Source organism: Pseudomonas sp. NPDC089918 (assembly GCF_050280605.1).
Taxonomy (GTDB): Bacteria; Pseudomonadota; Gammaproteobacteria; order Pseudomonadales; family Pseudomonadaceae; genus Aquipseudomonas.
The window spans coordinates 41438-59741 of the sequence record NZ_JBNNVP010000016.1; the positions used below are offsets into that span (position 1 = coordinate 41438).

14 protein-coding genes are annotated in these 18304 nt (G+C 60.4%); 9 read left to right on the plus strand and 5 right to left on the minus strand.

What is annotated here, in order from left to right; all coding sequences use genetic code 11:
- The first annotated feature begins 106 nt into the window (after positions 1-106).
- The 6 genes from ACQKPC_RS13670 to ACQKPC_RS13695 all read left to right on the plus strand — a co-directional run bounded on the left by ACQKPC_RS13670 (position 107) and on the right by ACQKPC_RS13695 (position 7347).
- Positions 107-715 (plus strand): YqiA/YcfP family alpha/beta fold hydrolase, encoded by a 609-nt coding sequence (locus ACQKPC_RS13670; protein WP_427625103.1) that lies wholly within the window; start codon positions 107-109, stop codon positions 713-715.
- A 52-nt stretch (positions 716-767) separates the two neighbouring features.
- Positions 768-2672, plus strand: a complete 1905-nt coding sequence (parE, locus tag ACQKPC_RS13675) for a DNA topoisomerase IV subunit B (RefSeq protein WP_427625104.1) — start codon at positions 768-770, stop codon at positions 2670-2672.
- The gene (locus tag ACQKPC_RS13680; protein ID WP_427625105.1) at positions 2672-3661 is read left to right on the plus strand and encodes an esterase-like activity of phytase family protein; all 990 of its coding nucleotides are present in this window, start codon (positions 2672-2674) and stop codon (positions 3659-3661) included. The genes parE and ACQKPC_RS13680 overlap by 1 nt, the downstream gene beginning before the upstream one ends.
- Complete coding sequence (locus ACQKPC_RS13685) at positions 3658-4179, plus strand: retropepsin-like aspartic protease family protein (protein WP_218397175.1); 522 nt, start codon at positions 3658-3660, stop codon at positions 4177-4179. Before ACQKPC_RS13680 ends, ACQKPC_RS13685 begins: the two co-directional genes overlap by 4 nt.
- Positions 4180-4189: 10 nt before the next feature.
- Positions 4190-6457, plus strand: a complete 2268-nt coding sequence (gene parC / locus ACQKPC_RS13690; RefSeq protein ID WP_007902602.1) for a DNA topoisomerase IV subunit A — start codon at positions 4190-4192, stop codon at positions 6455-6457.
- Positions 6458-6633: 176 nt separating this feature from the next.
- Complete coding sequence (locus ACQKPC_RS13695) at positions 6634-7347, plus strand: PqiC family protein (RefSeq protein WP_008074671.1); 714 nt, start codon at positions 6634-6636, stop codon at positions 7345-7347.
- 248 nt (positions 7348-7595) lie between these two features.
- Here ACQKPC_RS13695 and ACQKPC_RS13700 read toward each other — a convergent pair whose 3' ends face one another.
- Positions 7596-9125 (minus strand): AhpA/YtjB family protein, encoded by a 1530-nt coding sequence (locus ACQKPC_RS13700; protein WP_427625107.1) that lies wholly within the window; start codon positions 9123-9125, stop codon positions 7596-7598.
- Between the two features lie 134 nt (positions 9126-9259).
- On the opposite strand from ACQKPC_RS13700, the gene serB reads away from it, so the two are divergent.
- Entirely contained in the window at positions 9260-10474 is a 1215-nt protein-coding gene (gene serB, locus ACQKPC_RS13705; protein ID WP_007939616.1) for a phosphoserine phosphatase SerB, read from the plus strand.
- Between the two features lie 119 nt (positions 10475-10593).
- Here serB and ACQKPC_RS13710 read toward each other — a convergent pair whose 3' ends face one another.
- The 4 genes from ACQKPC_RS13710 to ACQKPC_RS13725 all read right to left on the minus strand — a co-directional run bounded on the left by ACQKPC_RS13710 (position 10594) and on the right by ACQKPC_RS13725 (position 16022).
- Complete coding sequence (locus ACQKPC_RS13710; RefSeq protein ID WP_427625108.1) at positions 10594-12384, minus strand: molecular chaperone; 1791 nt, start codon at positions 12382-12384, stop codon at positions 10594-10596.
- A 150-nt stretch (positions 12385-12534) separates the two neighbouring features.
- On the minus strand, positions 12535-13395 hold the full coding sequence (gene asd / locus ACQKPC_RS13715) for an archaetidylserine decarboxylase (RefSeq protein ID WP_427625110.1): 861 nt from the start codon (positions 13393-13395) through the stop codon (positions 12535-12537).
- An 18-nt stretch (positions 13396-13413) separates the two neighbouring features.
- Positions 13414-14229, minus strand: a complete 816-nt coding sequence (locus ACQKPC_RS13720) for a rhodanese-like domain-containing protein (protein ID WP_427625112.1) — start codon at positions 14227-14229, stop codon at positions 13414-13416.
- Between the two features lie 260 nt (positions 14230-14489).
- Positions 14490-16022 carry an HDOD domain-containing protein gene (locus ACQKPC_RS13725; RefSeq protein ID WP_427625113.1) on the minus strand — a complete coding sequence of 511 codons (1533 nt, stop codon included), beginning with the start codon at positions 16020-16022 and terminating at the stop codon, positions 14490-14492.
- A 155-nt stretch (positions 16023-16177) separates the two neighbouring features.
- On the opposite strand from ACQKPC_RS13725, the gene motA reads away from it, so the two are divergent.
- Together motA and motB are read left to right on the plus strand one after the other, a co-directional pair.
- A complete protein-coding gene (motA, locus tag ACQKPC_RS13730; protein ID WP_008009851.1) occupies positions 16178-17029 on the plus strand; it encodes a flagellar motor stator protein MotA in 852 nt (283 codons plus the stop codon).
- A gap of 3 nt (positions 17030-17032) precedes the next feature.
- The gene (gene motB / locus ACQKPC_RS13735; RefSeq protein ID WP_427625114.1) at positions 17033-18061 is read left to right on the plus strand and encodes a flagellar motor protein MotB; all 1029 of its coding nucleotides are present in this window, start codon (positions 17033-17035) and stop codon (positions 18059-18061) included.
- Positions 18062-18304: the final 243 nt, after the last annotated feature.

The following is an 18304-nucleotide window of genomic DNA, read 5'->3' on the forward strand; positions in this document are numbered from 1 at the left end:
CTGCTCGCGATGGCGTCCGCCAAGACAACCTGATTTCCACGCATATCCCCGATTTTCCCGACACCCTGTAAACTGCGCCTCTTTACCCGACGCACAGGGAGCTCAGATGTCTGGTTCGATCCTTTATATCCACGGTTTCAACAGCGCGCCGGCGTCGAAAAAGGCCTGTCAGTTGATTAATGTGATGGAACGGCTGGGCTTGAGCGATCAGTTGCGTGTGCCGGCCTTGCATCATCATCCCCGCCAGGCCATCGGTCAGCTGGAGCAGGCGATTGCCGAGCTGGGGCGGCCACTGCTGGTCGGCAGCTCACTCGGCGGCTACTATGCGACTCACTTGGCCGAGCGCCATGGCTTGAAAGCCCTGTTGATCAACCCTGCCGTCAGCCCGCACCGGATGTTCGACGGGCTCCTGGGAACGCAGAAAAATCTGTATACCGATGAGACTTGGGAATTGACCCACGACCACGTGACGGCCCTGGCCGAGCTGGAAGTGCCGGCGCCCAAGGATCCGCAGCGGTTTCAAGTATGGTTGCAGACCGGCGACGAAACGCTGGATTATCGCCTCGCCCAGCAGTATTACCGGGCCTGTGCCTTGCGCATCCAGGCGGGCGGCGACCATAGTTTCCAGGGTTTTGCCGAGCAATTGCCGGCAATGCTGAGTTTCGCCGGCATCGGCGCAGATTTGTATCAGGCGATTGATTTCACTGCACTGTGATTTGTCGCCTCTTTTTCACAGAACACTTTTTACAGGCGGACGACGAGACCCCATGGCCACTCCCAGCGCTAGCTCTTATAACGCAGACGCCATCGAAGTCCTCTCGGGCCTCGACCCGGTGCGCAAACGCCCCGGCATGTACACCGACACCAGTCGGCCGAACCACCTCGCCCAGGAAGTCATCGACAACAGCGTCGACGAAGCCTTGGCCGGGCATGCGACATCGGTACAGGTCATCCTGCATGCCGATCACTCCCTGGAAGTCAGCGATGACGGCCGTGGCATGCCGGTGGACATTCACCCTGAAGAGGGTGTGTCGGGTGTCGAGCTGATCCTCACCAAGCTTCATGCGGGCGGCAAGTTTTCCAACAAGAACTACCAGTTCTCCGGCGGTCTGCACGGGGTGGGTATTTCTGTGGTCAACGCCTTGTCGACCGAAGTCCGGGTGCGTGTAAAACGCGACGGCAACGAATACCAGATGACTTTCGCTGACGGTTACAAAAAGACCGAGCTGGAAGTGATCGGTACCGTCGGCAAGCGCAATACCGGCACCAGCGTGTTCTTTGCGCCGGACCCGAAGTATTTCGATTCACCGAAATTCTCCATCAGCCGCCTCAAGCACGTGCTCAAGGCCAAGGCCGTTCTGTGCCCGGGGCTGCTGGTCAGTTTTGAAGACAAGGCCACCGGCGAGAAAGTCGAATGGCATTACGAAGACGGCCTGCGCTCCTACCTGGTGGACGCGGTCAGCGAATTCGAACGCCTGCCGGACGAGCCGTTCTGCGGCAGCCTGGCCGGTAACAAAGAAGCGGTCGATTGGGCGTTGCTGTGGTTGCCCGAGGGCGGCGACAGCGTTCAGGAAAGCTACGTCAACCTGATCCCGACAGCCCAGGGCGGTACGCACGTCAACGGTCTGCGTCAGGGCTTGCTCGATGCAATGCGCGAGTTCTGCGAGTTCCGCAGCCTGTTGCCGCGCGGTGTGAAGCTGGCGCCGGAAGACGTCTGGGAGCGCATCGCGTTCGTTCTGTCGATGAAAATGCAGGAGCCGCAATTCTCCGGTCAGACCAAGGAGCGCCTGTCATCCCGTGAAGCGGCGGCGTTTGTTTCCGGTGTGGTCAAGGACGCCTTCAGCCTGTGGCTCAACACTCACCCGGAAACCGGCATGCTGCTGGCGGAGCTGGCGATCAACAACGCCGGCCGTCGTCTGAAGGCCAGCAAGAAGGTTGAGCGCAAGCGCATTACCCAAGGTCCGGCATTGCCGGGCAAACTCGCCGACTGCGCCGGGCAGGACCCGATGCGTTCCGAGCTGTTCCTGGTGGAAGGTGATTCCGCCGGCGGTTCGGCCAAACAGGCGCGGGACAAAGAGTTTCAGGCGATTCTGCCGTTGCGCGGCAAAATTCTGAATACCTGGGAAGTCGACGGCAGCGAAGTGCTGGCCAGCCAGGAAGTGCACAACATCGCCGTGGCCATCGGTGTCGATCCGGGCTCGGCGGACATCGCCCAGCTGCGTTACGGCAAGATCTGCATCCTCGCCGACGCCGACTCCGACGGTCTGCACATTGCCACGTTGCTGTGCGCTTTGTTCGTCCAGCATTTCCGCCCGCTGGTGGATGCCGGTCACGTCTACGTCGCCATGCCGCCGCTGTATCGTATCGACCTGGGCAAAGAAATTTACTATGCCCTGGACGAGGCCGAGCGCGATGGCATTCTCGATCGTCTGGTAGCCGAGAAGAAACGCGGCAAACCACAGGTCACCCGATTCAAAGGTCTGGGTGAAATGAACCCGCCGCAGTTGCGCGAAACCACCATGGACCCGAACACGCGGCGTCTGGTGCAGTTGACGCTGGAAGATTTCGACGCGACCTCGGAAATGATGGACATGCTGCTGGCGAAAAAACGCGCTGGCGATCGCAAGTCCTGGCTGGAGTCCAAGGGCAACCTGGCCGAGGTTCTGGGCTGATGCGATTTGGCTGGGCCCTGGCGTGTGCGTTGCTGCTGACCTCGGTAACGGTTTCGGCGGAGCCTGCACCCGAGCTGCGCCTGTTGTCCGAGCATGCCGTCGACGGCATGCGCGGCGGCAATCTGTCGGGGCTGGCCCAGTGCGGCAAGGATCTGTGGACCGTTTCGGACCGTGACGATGATCAAATCTATCGCCTCGACACCCGCAACACTACCTGGCAAGCCGAAACCGTGCGCATCGACGCACCCCTGGTGCCCGACAGCGGTTTGCCCTGGGGTTTGCGTTCGCGGACCTGGGCGGCGTCGTTCGTGCGGGGCGGGGACCTGGATTTCGAAGGCATCACCTGCGACAGCGCTGGCAATCGTTACATCGTCAGCGAAGCGCACGCCGCAGTGTTGCAAGTTCCGCCAATCGGGCCTGCGTCCTGGCTGAAAATCTCGCCGATGCTGGTACGCGAAGCACGGGCCAGCGGTATGTTGCTGCACTTCAATGCATTGTTTGAAGGGCTGGCGATCAATCCGGCCGGTGACACGCTGTGGCTGGCCGCCGAACGTGAGCGCCGCGGTTTGCTGATGATCAAGCGCCAGCAAACGGTCTGGGAGTGCAAGGGGGGTTGTGTGCTGCTGAGTGAAGCCGGGGTGGAGATGCAACCAGCGCAATTTCCCAAGGCCAGAACGCGCTCCCGGGATTTTGCCGATCTGTCATTGTTCGACGGCAAGCTGTTTACCCTTGAGCGCAACGTCTTTCAGGTTTGCCGCCGTGATGCAGTGACAGCCAAGGTGGAGCGCTGCTGGTCGTTTGCCGCCGAGGCCTTGCAGGAAAACCGTCGTTATTCACAGGCCTATGGGCTGGCGGAGGCGTTGATCGTGGACGCCGACGGCGCCTGGATCGGCATCGACAACAATAACGGTGCGCGAGCCGATGGCGAGGTACGCCCGATTGTCTGGCGCTTTGCCGCGCCTGAAGGCGGCTGGAGTGCCAAGACATGAGTCCGCAACCGCCGGGCAAGCGCGCCGGTCGGGTGTTGATGGTGCTGGCCTGGTGCGCCGCGCTGTTTCTGGCGACGCGGTTCTTCGGTCAGTGGGAGGAGCGTCAACAGAATCCCAATACCGTCGTCAGCTCTGAGCAGGGCCAAGGTTTTATCGAAGTGAAGCTGATCGGCAACAGCCAGGGGCATTTTGTTGCTACCGGCCAGATCAACGGCCAGCCCGTGGAGTTCATGCTCGATACCGGTGCGACCGATGTGTCGATCCCGGCCGAAATGGCCGAGCGGCTGAAACTGGAAAAAGGCTTTGGGGTGACCCTGAGCACGGCCAATGGCTTGAGCGAGGGCTATCGAACCCGCCTCGACCGGCTGCAATTGGGCGACATCGTGCTGCGTGACGTTCGCGCGCTGGTGGCGCCCGGTTTGCACGGCAATCAGGTGCTGCTCGGTATGAGCGCACTGAACAAACTTGAATTTACCCAGCGCGGTGGCACCATGCTGCTGCGCCAGACAACGAACTGATGAGGCCCGCATGAGCGACTCCCTTGATCTCAGCCTGGACGGTGTAGAACGCCGGTCACTGGCTGACTTCACCGAAAATGCCTACCTCAACTACTCCATGTACGTGATCATGGACCGTGCCTTGCCGCATATCGGCGACGGCCTGAAGCCGGTACAGCGGCGCATCATCTATGCGATGAGCGAGTTGGGGCTGGACGCCGATTCCAAGCACAAGAAATCGGCACGTACCGTCGGTGACGTGCTCGGTAAGTTCCACCCGCACGGCGACTCGGCGTGTTATGAAGCCATGGTCCTGATGGCCCAGCCGTTCAGCTACCGCTACACGCTGGTCGACGGCCAGGGTAACTGGGGTGCGCCGGACGATCCGAAGTCCTTCGCCGCCATGCGTTACACCGAGGCGCGGCTGTCGCGTTATTCCGAAGTGCTGCTCAGCGAACTGGGCCAGGGCACTGCGGATTGGGGCCCGAACTTCGACGGCACGCTGGAAGAGCCTTTGGTGTTGCCGGCCCGTTTGCCGAACATCCTGCTCAACGGCACCACCGGTATCGCCGTGGGCATGGCCACCGACGTACCGCCGCATAACCTGCGCGAAGTCGCGACCGCTTGCGTGCGCCTGCTGGACGAGCCGAAAGCCACGGTCGAGCAGCTCTGCGAACACATCCAGGGCCCGGATTACCCGACCGAAGCAGAAATCATCACGCCGCGCGCCGACCTGCTGAAAATCTACGAAACCGGCAAGGGCTCGGTGCGTATGCGCGCTGTTTACCACATCGAGGACGGCGACATCATCGTCACCGCGCTGCCGCATCAGGTGTCTGGCGCCAAGGTGCTGGAACAGATCGCGGCCATGATGCAGGCCAAACCGTCGAAAGCCCCGCAGATCGCTGACCTGCGAGACGAATCCGACCACGAAAACCCGTGCCGGATCGTGATTATCCCGGGCGCACGCAAAAACTTTGACCACGATGCATTGATGACCCACCTGTTCGCCAGCACCGAGCTGGAGTCGAGCTACCGGGTCAACATCAACATCATCGGTCTGGACGGCAAGCCGCAGCTGAAAAACCTGCGTGCGCTGTTGGTCGAGTGGCTGGAATTCCGGGTCCAGACTGTGCGTCGTCGCCTGCAATTCCGCCTGGACAAGGTTGAGCGTCGCCTGCACCTGTTGGACGGTTTGTTGATCGCTTACCTCAATCTGGATGAAGTGATTCACATCATCCGCACCGAGGAACACCCGAAAGCCGCACTGATCGAGCGTTTCGCCCTGAGCGAAATCCAGGCCGATTACATCCTCGACACCCGTTTGCGTCAGTTGGCGCGACTGGAAGAAATGAAGCTGCGTGCCGAGCAGGATGAACTGCTCAAGGAACAAGCCAAGCTGCAAGCCCTGCTGGGCAGCGAAGCCAAGCTGAAAAAGCTGGTACGCACCGAGCTGATCAAGGACGCCGAAACGTATGGCGACGACCGTCGCTCGCCAATCGTCGAGCGTGCAGAAGCCAAGGCCTTGACTGAGCACGATCTGCTGCCGAACGAGAAAGTGACCGTAGTTCTGTCGGAAAAAGGCTGGGTTCGCTCTGCCAAGGGGCACGAAATCGACGCCACCGGGCTTTCCTACAAGGCCGGGGATGGTTTCAAGGCCTTAGCGCCCGGTCGCTCCAACCAGTTTGCAGTGTTTATCGACTCCACTGGTCGCAGCTATTCGGTGGCTGCACACACGCTGCCCTCGGCCCGCGGCCAGGGCGAACCGCTGACCGGCCGTCTGACGCCGCCGCCAGGGGCGAGCTTCGAATGCGTGCTGATGCCTGAAGACGATTCGCTGTACGTGATCGCCTCCGACGCCGGTTACGGATTCGTGGTCAAGGGTGAAGACCTGCAAGCCAAGAACAAGGCGGGCAAGGCCCTGTTGAGTTTGCCGAACAACGCCAAAGTGATTCTGCCGCGTCCGGTAGCCGATCGTGAGCACAACTGGCTGGCCTCGGTGACCACCGAAGGTCGGCTGCTGATTTTCAAAATCAGCGATTTGCCACAATTAGGTAAAGGAAAAGGGAATAAGATCATCGGGATTTCCGGTGAACGTGTTGCCAGTCGCGAAGAATATGTCACGGACATTGCCGTTTTGCCGGAGGGTGCCACTTTGGTGCTGCAGGCCGGAAAACGTACCTTGTCACTGAAGGCGGACGACCTCGAACACTACAAAGGTGAGCGTGGACGTCGCGGTAACAAACTTCCACGTGGCTTTCAGAGGGTTGATGCGCTGTTCGTCGAAAACCTCAATTAAGCGTCCTAGAGCGCTCGATCTACGATTTAACGCGTAGATCGACGCTTTGCCGCTGGAGTCGGAACGCATATTCACGGATGATATGGCCTTTCAAGCGCCGGCGTAGCCGAGCGTTCTTCATATTTTTTGAGTATTTTCACTGTGGTTAGCCTTATGGCAGCCACCTGGATGGGACGATGACTGCTCTGCGCCTTCCTTTTATTTTGATGCTCGCCGGCGTACTTGGCCTGGCGGGTTGCAGCGTTCACCAACCGGTGTCGCTGTATCAGCTGGACAGCGGAAGTCCGGCTCAGCCTGCGCAAAGCGCTGGCATGGCGGTATTGCTGGGCCCGGTAACGGTTGCCGACTACCTGCAACGCGAAACCTTGTTGCAGCGTCAGCCCGATGGCAGCCTGCAAGCTTCGGCTGATGGTCGTTGGGCGGGTAGCCTGTCTTCCGACATCGATCAGCTGTTGCTGCGTCAGGTCGCCGGCCATCTGGACAGCCAGCGCGTTGTCCTGGCACCGGCGACATTAGGCTTCACGCCGGATGTTCAGGTGCTGCTGACGATCACGCGTCTGGACTCGGGGGCATCGCAACCGGCGATCCTTGATGCTCAATGGCGGCTGATTGACCGTCGGGGTCAGGTGCGTGATAACCGCATCATTCATCTGCAGGAACAGCACACCGGCGGGACTGCGGCTCAGGTTCAGGCTCAGGGTGTGTTGCTGCAGCGTCTGGCCGAGCAGCTGTCGACGGCGCTCAAGCCACTGGCGAACCAGCCGCCGATCGCTGAAGCACCTCGCAAGCCAGCTGCCAAACCTGTGACACCGGCAGCAGAACCGGAGAAGCAGCCGAAAATCCCGATGGCTTCGCCGATTCGCACGGATATGGAAGTGTTCAGGTTCTAAGCCTGGATTGAGTCCAGAACAAAGCCCGCCTTGTGCGGGCTTTGTTGTTTGTGGCGCGTACTGATCATTCCCACGCTCTGCGTGGGAATGCAGCCGGTGACGCTCTGCGTCACATCGGTGCCAGGTTCTGGGTATGAGGTGGGGCTGGAACGCGGAGCGTCCCTGGAGGCATTCCCACGCGGAGCACGGGAACGATCAGCCCGCAGACAATCACTCATCTGCGGGCTTCTTTACAGCAGGGCTAAGGCTTACGCCCGGCGTTCGTGCATCCGCGCCAGTTGCCGTTCCAGCATCGACGGATAAGGCTCCATCAAGCGCTCTACGCAACATGCACCTTCAGGGCTTGCGATCGGGCGGATCCGCGCACGCTGGCGAATCAGCGCGTCGTCACTGATCTTGCGCTCAACCAGCAGCAGGTTGCGGCTGTGTTGCGACAGGGCCAGTGCATCCTGAGCGGTTTCAGTCAGCAGCAAGTCGATCTGGCTCAAGCCGAACAACTCGTCGCCCAGCGTCAGACCCAGCTGCAATTGCAGGGTGATGCCGCTGTCGGCGACTTCGATCTGCAACTGATGACCCAGGGCGCGCAGCAACTCGCCGCAGCAGATGGCGTTGGTCAGGTAATCGTCGCCGCTGTCTTCGGTGTGGAACAGCATCAGCGTGCTGCCATCGTTCAGGGTATGCAGTTCGCTCTGGTAGAGCGACGCGGCCTGATCGAGGCAATCGCGATAGCGCTTCAGCAGCTCTTCCAGGCGTGCGCGGGGCAGGCGGCGCAGCTGATCTTGTGCGCCCAGTTGCACGGCCAGTACTGCGCTGTGCTGCGGCAGATTCGATACCTGCGGCTTTGCCACCGGTCTCGGCGCGCTGTCTGTCGCGTCGTCACGCAGGTCGGCAAACGGATCTTCGTCGTCCTCATCATCTTCGACGGTGCTGACAATGCGCCGCGGCGCAGGCTTGAGGCCGGCTACAGGCTTGGTTTCATCGAAACTTGGATCACGCAGGTTGCGCACTTCGAAGGCCGGATCGGTTTCGTCGTCGTAATCGCTGTCGTCGAACTCAGGTTCTGGCACGGGCTCGGGCTCGGCAGGCTCCGGTGCGAAATTGGCGTGCAGCTGACGAGCGAGGTCGCCGACCTCATCCTGGCGCTCGGTGGCCGGGGTGTATTCGTCGATATTGCGCAGCCACACCCGCAATTGCATCAGCGGTGTGGAGATATTGCGTCCCAGGCGCAGGCTCAAGGCCAGGGACAGCGCCAGCAGAATCGCACTCAGGATGCCCATGCTTTGCAGGCTGATGGTCATCGGCTGCTGGAACTGATCCATGTCCAGGCTGATGCGCAGTTGCCCGGCAGTCACGTCCTGGAAAGTGATTTTGCTCTGGTACATGCCTTCCGCTTCGCCCAACAGGCCGTGCTTGGGGCGCTGACCGGCTTCGGCGAGGATACGGTTATCCACGCTGTAAATGGCCGCGTGAGCCACCAGTTTGTTCTTGGTCAGGTTGTTGAGCAGCACATTCAGGCTGAGGATGTCATTGGACACCAACAGCTCCGTGGCCGAGGTCGCGGTCTGGGTGGTCAGGCTTTCGCCCAGGGCATCCGCCTGCTCGTGCATGGCCTGCTTGAACTGCAAACCCATCACGCAGGCATAGATCACCAGGGCCAGAGCGACCAGGATCACGTTATGGCTGGCAATGCGCAATGCGATCGGTACACGGCGATGACGCAGTGCCCGGAAGATCAGCAGAAAGAAGTTATCGGTTTTTACTGGCGTGGGCCGGTTCACTTGAGCTCGGCTCTTTGTCCGTGAAGTTGACGCGCAGTATAGCGACAGGCCCTAGGCCGTCAAAGCGCTCGCGGTGCCCGATGGTCACTGAAAATGGGTAGAATGCGGTTTTTTTCCACCTGCGGGGGTGCGCCTTGCGCGAAATCGTCCTGATAAACATCACGGGAGTCGACCGTCCGGGTCTGACTGCGGCCATTACCGGCGTTCTGGCCCAGGGTGGTGTGAACATTCTCGATATTGGTCAGGCGGTGATCCACGACACCCTGTCGTTTGGCATCCTGGTTGAAATTCCCGATACCGAACAAGGTAACTCGGTGCTCAAGGACATCCTGTTCAAAGGCTATGAGCTTGAGCAACAGGTGCGTTTCACGCCGGTGTCCGAAGAGGATTACCAGCAGTGGGTCGGCAATCAGGGCAAGAAACGCCACATTGTTACCCTGCTGACCCGCAAAGTAACCGCCGAGCAATTGCAGCGCGTGAGCTCGATCACCGCCAAATATGGGCTGAACATCGATCATATCGATCGCCTGTCCGGGCGCATGCCGCTGGACACTCCGGCCGACAAAGGCAAAGGCTGCATCGAGTTTTCCGTGCGCGGCGAGGCGGCGGACCCGCAAGCGCTGCGGGCCGAATTTCTCAGCGTCGCGCAAGAGCTGAACGTCGACATCGCCTTCCAGGAGGATTCGCTGTTCCGCCGTAACCGCCGTCTGGCGGTGTTCGACATGGACTCGACGCTGATCGAAGCCGAAGTCATCGACGAACTGGCCAAGGCCGCCGGTGTGGGCGACCAAGTGTCTGCGATTACCGAGCGGGCGATGGCCGGCGAGCTGGACTTCCGCGCCAGCTTCAAAGAGCGCCTGGCCTTGCTGCAAGGGCTGGACGTCAGCGTGCTGGATTCCATCGGCGCCTCGCTGCGCCTGACCGAAGGCGCCGAAACCCTGTTCGCCGAACTCAAGCGTCTGGGCTACAAGACGGCGATTCTGTCGGGCGGCTTCACCTACTTCGCCAAGCAACTGCAGGCCAAGCTGGGCATCGACTATGTATTTGCCAACGAACTGGAAGTGGTCGACGGCAAGGTGACGGGTGTGGCGGTCGAGCCGATTGTCGATGCGCAACGCAAGGCGGATCTGTTGCGTGAGCTGGCGCATAAGGAAGGTTTGCGTCTGGAGCAGACGATTGCCGTCGGTGACGGTGCCAACGACCTGCCGATGCTGGCGATTGCCGGGCTGGGTGTAGCGTTCCGTGCCAAGCCGCTGGTCAAGCAGTCGGCGAAACAGGCGATTTCCACCCTTGGGCTGGATGGCGTGCTGTATCTACTGGGCTTCCGGGATCGCGACGGGCAGCTCTGAGTTTCAGGTTGTCCGGGCGGGCCTCTTCGCGGGCAAGCCCGCTCCCACAAGGACAGCACGGACCCTGTGGGAGCGGGCTTGCCCGCGATTGGGCGCACCGCGGTTTCATGGAGTCACCCTCAAAGCGACTTCCACAACGAATCAAATTCTTCCGCTACCCCGACCACGCCGCTCCCCGCGGCGTTTTCGTTTCTGGCTGTCTCAAGCGAACGGTAGGCAAACTGATTAAAGCTGTTGGTGCTCGCCACCCGCCGCTCCAGCCCGGCCCGGCGTTCCTCGCCGTTGGTATTGATCAACACCTTATTGCCTTCCTGGAATGGCAGGCGCGGTGTGAGCAGGGTGGCCGGCAGGTCGATGGCGCTGATGGCGGGCAGTAACAGCCCGCGCAAGTACTGGCTGTGCTCGTCGTGGGAGCGTATCAGCTGCAGGCCGCAGGGTTCGGCGCAAGGCGCGACTTGCTCGATACCCATCTGCGTGCCGCCGCCCCGCACCTGGCGGATCCAGCGCACCACTGCAATGCTCCAGCCTTGACCGGCGGCATCCTCGATACCGACCATTTCGCCAGCCTGTAGCTCGGCGGGCACCGCGCCGGGCCAGGCCAGGCAATAGCCGCCAGGACTGTGATTGATCACCGGCAGTGCGTAGGTCGGGAAATGCTGCTGGCGGTCGGATGCCTCGTGGCTGTCATCGTTTTGAAGGTGCGGGTATTCGATCTCTTCGTAGGGCAGCAGCGTGTCTGCCGTGCCATGAGGGGCGGCGTCGAAGGCGTGGCGCCATTGGTCTTTGGCGCGAGCTGTCGGGTCGGTCGCCGAGAACTGCGCGGGGCGGGCGCCGGGTTTTTTCAGGATGTCGTTGAACGAGCGTTGCCCGCCAAGATAAAAGTGCAAAGCGCTCATACCCACGCACAGGGTCAACGTGCCGTGGCCGACAGTGCGCTGGAAACTGCGCTCGGCGGCCTGGCCCCAGGCAGCATGCAGGTGTTGCAGCGTATCCAGATTCAGCCCCGCCGGCACGGGCAACGGCGATACCTTGTCGGCCGACTGCTGCAGATGGTTTTCGATGGCCATGACCAAGGGTTGCGGGTCGATTCCCAGCAAACTCTCCTGTTGTTCGGCGAGGACTTTGGAGCGGTAGCGCGGCCCGGTGTCGAGATCCGGGGCGATGGCAAACAGCCCGTTGTCCGGTTTGGCCGGTTGCAGCTTGATCCACTGGCTCCAGGGTTCGAGCACCTCGGCGAGCCGGGCGATCTGGTTCTGGCGCAGCTGATTGCAGCGTGAAGCACCCAGCAGAAGGGCGACGACGTAGGTTTGCTCGATGCTCAGCTTTTGCGTCTGGCTGGCCAGTTCATCGCGCACACTCAGATTTTGCAGTTGGAACTGACAGCCAATCCGATACAGCTGATGCAGTTCCAGCCACAGATTTTCGGGCACCGGGCAATAGAGTTCGGTGGCGCGGATCAATGCGCCGTTCAGGCAATGGATTGCCCTCTGCAAAGCCTGGGTCAGCAGCGGCGCGCGATCCTTACTGAAGCGCGGCGTGACGCGAATGACGATTTGCTTGTAGCCGATCGCCAAGTGGCTCTGCAGCGCCTGGCAAAGGTTGGCGATCTTGCGCGAGCGCTCGTCGAGCACAATGGCCTGATGCAGGAAATGCCGCTCCAGGTGCTTGCAGACGTAATACACCTCGGGCCGCAGCAGTTCGAGCAATTGCAGGCGATTATCGCTGGGTGTGAGCAGTTGATTAAGTTCGCTCAAGCCTTGATACAACTGGCGAGCGGTTTCGCCGATGTTGGCTTTGGGCAGGTTGGCGATCCAGCGCTTGAGGTCGCGAGGTGTGGCTTCGCAGAAAGACAAACGCGACTGCGTCGGGATTGGTGCGCGTAGCAGCAAGACAGGATTGGTCTCATTCATGCCGTAGACAAACTCCGACCGGGAAATGGGCAGTGAATGACTTGACTGTAGCAGCTATGAACGCGGAGGGGGGGGGCGCGATTTTTACGTCACGTTTGCCTTGCGGGGGAATGCGCCGCCCGGAAGAAATTCCGTGCGGCGGATCCGGGATCAGGCGCTTGGCAAGCCGATGCCTTGGCCCATCTGCACTGGCGAAAGAGCACCCAGTCCTTCAGCCCATTTCACTTGATCCGGCCCGAACAGCACGACAGCTGTAGAGCCGAGTTTGAAGCGACCCAGCTCCGCACCTTTCTCCAGATGGATCGGCGCACGGGCCGCTTCATCGTAGCGGAAGGTTTTCAGCTCGCGTTTTGGCGGCGTGATCAGCCCGGCCCAGACAGTTTCGATAGACGCCACAATCATCGCACCCACCAGCACTACGGCCATCGGGCCGCGTTCGGTGTCGAAAATGCACGCCACACGCTCGTTGCGCGCGAACAGTTCCGGTACGTTTTCAGCGGTGGTCTGGTTGACCGAGAAGATGCGGCCTGGGATGTAGACCATCTCGCGCAGAGTGCCGGCCAGCGGCATGTGCACGCGGTGGTAATCTTTGGGCGACAGGTAAATGGTGGCGAAATCGCCACCCATGAATGGCGCTGCGTTGGCCGCGTCACCCCCCAGCAGTTCCAGCACGCTGAAGCTGTGACCCTTGGCCTGGAAAACGCGACCGTGTTCGATCGGGCCAAGCTGGCTGACGGCGCCATCGGCCGGGCTGAGGATCGCGCCTGGGGTTTCGTCCAGTGGGCGAGCGCCGTCTTTCAAGGCTCGGGTGAAGAACGCGTTGAAGTGCTCGTAAGCCGTCAGGTCTTCGACCAGCGCCTGGGACATGTCCACTTGATAACGCTTGGCGAACCAGGCGGTTAAGGCGTTCTTGAACCAGCGCACGCGGCATTCGGCAATGCAGCCGGCCAGTCGCGAGAGCAAGTGATGAGGCAGCAGGTATTGGCTGAGGATAAACAAACGCTTATTCATTAACTGTCCTTAAAAACCTTAAATCTCTACGGGCGTGTCGGGATGGTTGCCCCATTCGCCCCAAGAGCCGGCATAGCCTTTGACTCGCGGATAACCGAGCGACTTGGCTACTAGATACGTGAAGCCAGAACGGTGGTGAGTCTGGCAGTGGGTAATGACTTCTTTGTCTTTGGTGATACCGAGTTGTTCCAGGATTTTCGGCATGTCGGTGCGGATGCGCAGGTTGCGCGTCTGATCCATGCCGGCTGTCCACTCGAAATTGACCGCGCCGGGAATGTGCCCGCCCTTGGCCGCCAGCACTTTCTCGCCGGAGTATTCCAGCGGCCCGCGCGCGTCCCAGATCGCCAGATCGTTGGCACCGAGGCGGCTTTGCAGGTATTCGCGGGTGGCGATGGGTTCATCGTGCAGGGTCAGGGCGACCGGGCCGCCGACCGCCGGCGGGATCTGGATCGACATGGGCAAGCCTTCTGCCAGCCAGGCCGGCAGGCCGCCATCGATATAGTGATACTTGCTGTGGCCGATGACATCCAGCAGCCAGATAAAGCGCCCGGCCCAACCGCCGCCTTCGTCGTCATAGACGACATAGACCGCATCGGGGTTGTGTCCCAGTTCGCCGAACAATGCTTCAAGCGCGGCTTGGGTCGGCAGCAGGCCTGGCGCAGGCGCCTGACCCAGTTGAGTGCGTTTTGGATCGACAAAGCGTGCCCCGGGAATATGCCCTGCGGCATAGCGGGCGCTGCTGGTCAGGTCCACCAGAATCAGTTCGCGGGAGTCGAGACGCGGGAGCAGGTCGCTCGGCTCGATCACCAGCGCCAAGCCAGAGAAGTCAGACATGTGAGGTCTCCAGAGCACAAAGGGGAGGATTGTAGCGCAGCGTCATGAGGGCCTGTTATCAGTTATTTCGGCGCAGGAAATAACTGAATCTGTGGCGAGGGGGCTTGCCCCCGTTCGGCTGCGAAGCAGTCGCAAATCCGCTGCATGCGGTGTGCCTGGGTAGAACGAGGTTGCAGGTTTTGGGACTGCTTCGCAGTCCAGCGGGGGCAAGCCCCCTCGCCACAGGTCTTGATCTTCACTTAACTGACTGGCATCAGCCCCTAGCGCTGGCTAAAACTGTGCAGGGCTTTTTCAATGCACTGCGCGGTTTTGCCGAACGCCTGCACGGTGATTTCCGAGAACGGCCCGCCGCCCTGATCCGCCACCACGATCATGATCACTCGACCATTGTTGACCAGGGAGCGCAGCAGCAGGTGTTCACCGCTGAACTGCGAACGCAGGCTGGCCGGCAACAGGGCCGAGAATTGGGCATTGTTGGCCGGCGTCAGGCGCACCTGAGCCTGTTGTGCGAGCAGCCGCTGCAGCACAGCACTCTGGCTGACCGCCAGATTCAGGCCGGCCACTTCTTTGGGTAGCCCGGCAATCTGGTGCACACGCAAATTGGCGTGTGTGCGATCGGCCATCAGGATCATCACTCGCCGCATGCCACACGCCACCAGGGCATCTCGGGCCGATGTGGTCAAGTGCATGGCATTGGTAAACCGGCTCGGCTCCACCAGCAATTCGGCGCATTGTTTACGCCACTTCGCCAGGTCTTCGGCGGTGGGCGCCGGGGCCGGCAGCAAGCCGGCGTGAACGCGGTTCATGCCCGCCGGCCAGATCAACGCTTCGGCCGGGTGCCAGAGGTCCGGCATGGCATGTTGCCGGGCGCTGTTGGCAGCCTGTTGGTGCAACTGTTGCTGCACTTCATCCATCGGCATTTGCAGATAAAGGCTGGTCAGGTACTGCCAGCGTTCACAGTGCGGACTGTCCCAGGCCTGTTGTGCCGACAACGCCAGACCATTGGCCAGCAGCACGGTGTTGGCGGGCTGATTAAGCCAGCGCCGCAACGTCGGGTCGTCATCGAGACGATTCTGTTGGCGTAGCGGGTGATCATCGTCCCGTGCAATGCGCAGGACTTTCACCAGTTCGCGTTGTTCATTGAGCAGCAGCCGATAACCCTGCTGGACCCAGATTGGCAAACGCCAGACATCCACCAGCGCCATACAGATTTCCAGCAGACGCACGCCGAACAATTGCTTTTCGACTTTGCGCGCCGACTCGCCTTTATGGATGACCCGCAGTTCCCATTCTTCAAGCATCTGCGGATGGGTCAACGCCATGGGCCACAGTGGCGAAAGAAACAGCAGGCTGCCCCAGTGGATGTCCTGCCACAACCGCGCCAGGCGACTGGCAAAAAAACCATTGGCCTGTTGAGTGGCGTGCTGACTGATCAGCTGAAGCTGGCGCAGGGCAACGGGGATCTGCGATTGGGGTTCGGCGGGCAAGCGCTCGAGCAATTCTTCGGTGCGTTTCAAACCGAGGCGATTAATTGCCACTTCAAGATTTTCAGCAGGCGTGGCCATGCTGCCATGAGTGTGGCGATTGGCTTCGCGAATCACACTCAAGGCCAGGGCCGGGCTGTCCTGCATCATTTCGGCAATGTCGCGCAGCGAGCTGCGGCTATCGCGGATGGCTTTGCAGACGCGGTCGTGACTGGCTTGCGGAACCGGCAGGCGCACACCATCGAGCAGCTTGACCCAGCCTTCGAGCGTGGTCGGTTTTGGCGTGGGGACGTTCGTTTCGTTAGCCATGTCTGGACGCTGCTTTACCTATCCCTGCGTGGGCCAAATTGGCTTTTCGCCTTAACTGGCTATAGTCTGGCGCAGTTTTGCCGATAAGGAGAAGAAGAGATTTTTTAACTTCCGAATATGACCTTGAACCCGACTCAGTAAGTGCTCTCCTACCTATGGCTAAAATTATCGGCATCATCGTCGTATTCGCGAGCGTGCTCGGCGGATACGTGCTTTCCCACGGCAAGATTGCCGCCCTCATTCAGCCTTTCGAGGTGATGATTATCGGTGGCGCGGCCCTTGGTGCATTCCTGCAGGCCAACCCCGGTCATATGACGATGCACGTGCTCAAGAAGTCTTTGGGCATGTTCAGTTCGCGTTTCAACCACACCTTCTACCTTGAAGTGTTGGGGCTGATTTACGAGATTCTTAACAAGAGCCGTCGCGAAGGCATGATGGCAATCGAAGGCGACATCGAAGATGCCGCCGCGAGCCCGATCTTCGCCAAGTACCCGGCAGTCCTGAAAGATGACCGCATGACTGCGTACATCTGCGATTATCTGCGCATCATGTCCTCCGGCAACATGGCTCCCCATGAGCTTGAAGGCTTGTTCGACATGGAACTGACCAGCCTCAAGGAAGACCTGGATCACCCCTCCCACGCAGTCAACGGCATCGCCGATGCCATGCCGGGTTTCGGTATCGTTGCGGCGGTATTGGGTATCGTGGTGACCATGGCTTCGCTGGGTGAAAGCGACCAGAAAATGATTGGCTTGCACGTAGGTGCGGCTCTGGTAGGTACCTTCTTCGGTATTCTCGCGGCCTATGGTTTCTTTGGCCCGCTGGCCCACGCTCTGGGCCACGATGCCAAGGAAGAACTGAACGTCTACGAAGCCATCAAGGCCTCGCTGGTGGCTTCGGCTTCCGGCATGCCGCCATCGCTGGCAGTGGAATTCGGTCGCAAGGTTCTGTACCCGGCGCACCGTCCTAGCTTCGCTGAGCTGGAACAAGCGGTTCGCGGTCGCTAAGTCATGGAAAATAACCAGCCGATAATCATCAAACGCGTCAAAAAGTACGCGGGCGGGCATCACGGGGGCTCCTGGAAAATTGCCTTCGCGGACTTCGCGACGGCGATGATGGCGTTCTTCCTGGTGTTGTGGCTGTTGTCCACGGCAACGCCGGAACAGAAGATCGCCATCGCCGGTTACTTCAAGGACCCGGTCGGTTTCAGCGAAAGCGGCACGCCATACATCATCGATCTGGGCGGCTCGCCGACCCTGGCACCGGAGAACACCCTCAACCCCGAGGTGAAATCCCAGCCTCAGCCGGACAAGGTGACTATCGACGCCGAACAGGTCGAAGGCATGGCCGAGCAGGTTGAGAAAGAGCGCCTGGAATTGCTGCTGCAAGAGTTGCAGAACAAGGTCGAAGAAAACCCGCAGTTGCAGAAGTTCAAGGATCAGATCCTCTTCGAGATTACCCAGGACGGTTTGCGCATCCAGATTGTGGACGCCGAAAACCGCCCGATGTTCGACTCAGGCAGTGCACGTCTGAAGCCGTATTTCGAAGACATCCTGCTGGCCATGGCCGACACCATCAAAGCGGTGCCAAACAAGATCAGCATCAGCGGCCACACCGATGCCAAGCCGTACTCGGGCACCGGCGATTTCGGCAACTGGGAACTCTCGGCCAACCGCGCCAACGCGGCTCGTCGTGCATTGATCGCCGGCAGCTATCCGGACGCTCAAGTAGCGCGAGTCGTGGGTTATGCCTCGTCGGCGCTGTTCGACCGGGAGAATCCGTTCAACCCGGTCAACCGCCGCATCGATATCATCGTGCTGACCAAGAAAGCCCAGCGTGCCATCGAAGGTTCGCAAGGTGCCGAACCTGCGCCAGTGCCGACGCAAGGGCAGGGCGGCCCGGGCGAAGTGCCCACGCCGCCAGCCGATCCGAACGCCTTGCCGGCGGATAAGGAACCGCTGCCGGCACATGAGCTTCGTGAGCGGTTGAATCTGTTTGATGATCCGGTGCCGAAGCCGGGTGAGCCGCCCAAGCAGTGACCCATGAAAAAGCCGCGAATGATCGCGGCTTTTTTGTCTCTACTCACCGGGCACGGGACTGACACTGCCAGCAGCAAAAATAAAGAACATGGCTTTCTTCCGAGATTGGCGTAGGACCGTTCTGAGGCGTATTGGCCGGGTTTTACTTCCCTAGGTTGCTCGCCTATAGTTCGCCCGTCGCCGACGTTTCGGTGATCGACTTTAGCCGGTCGTAACAGATGATGCACAAGCGCCCGTATAATC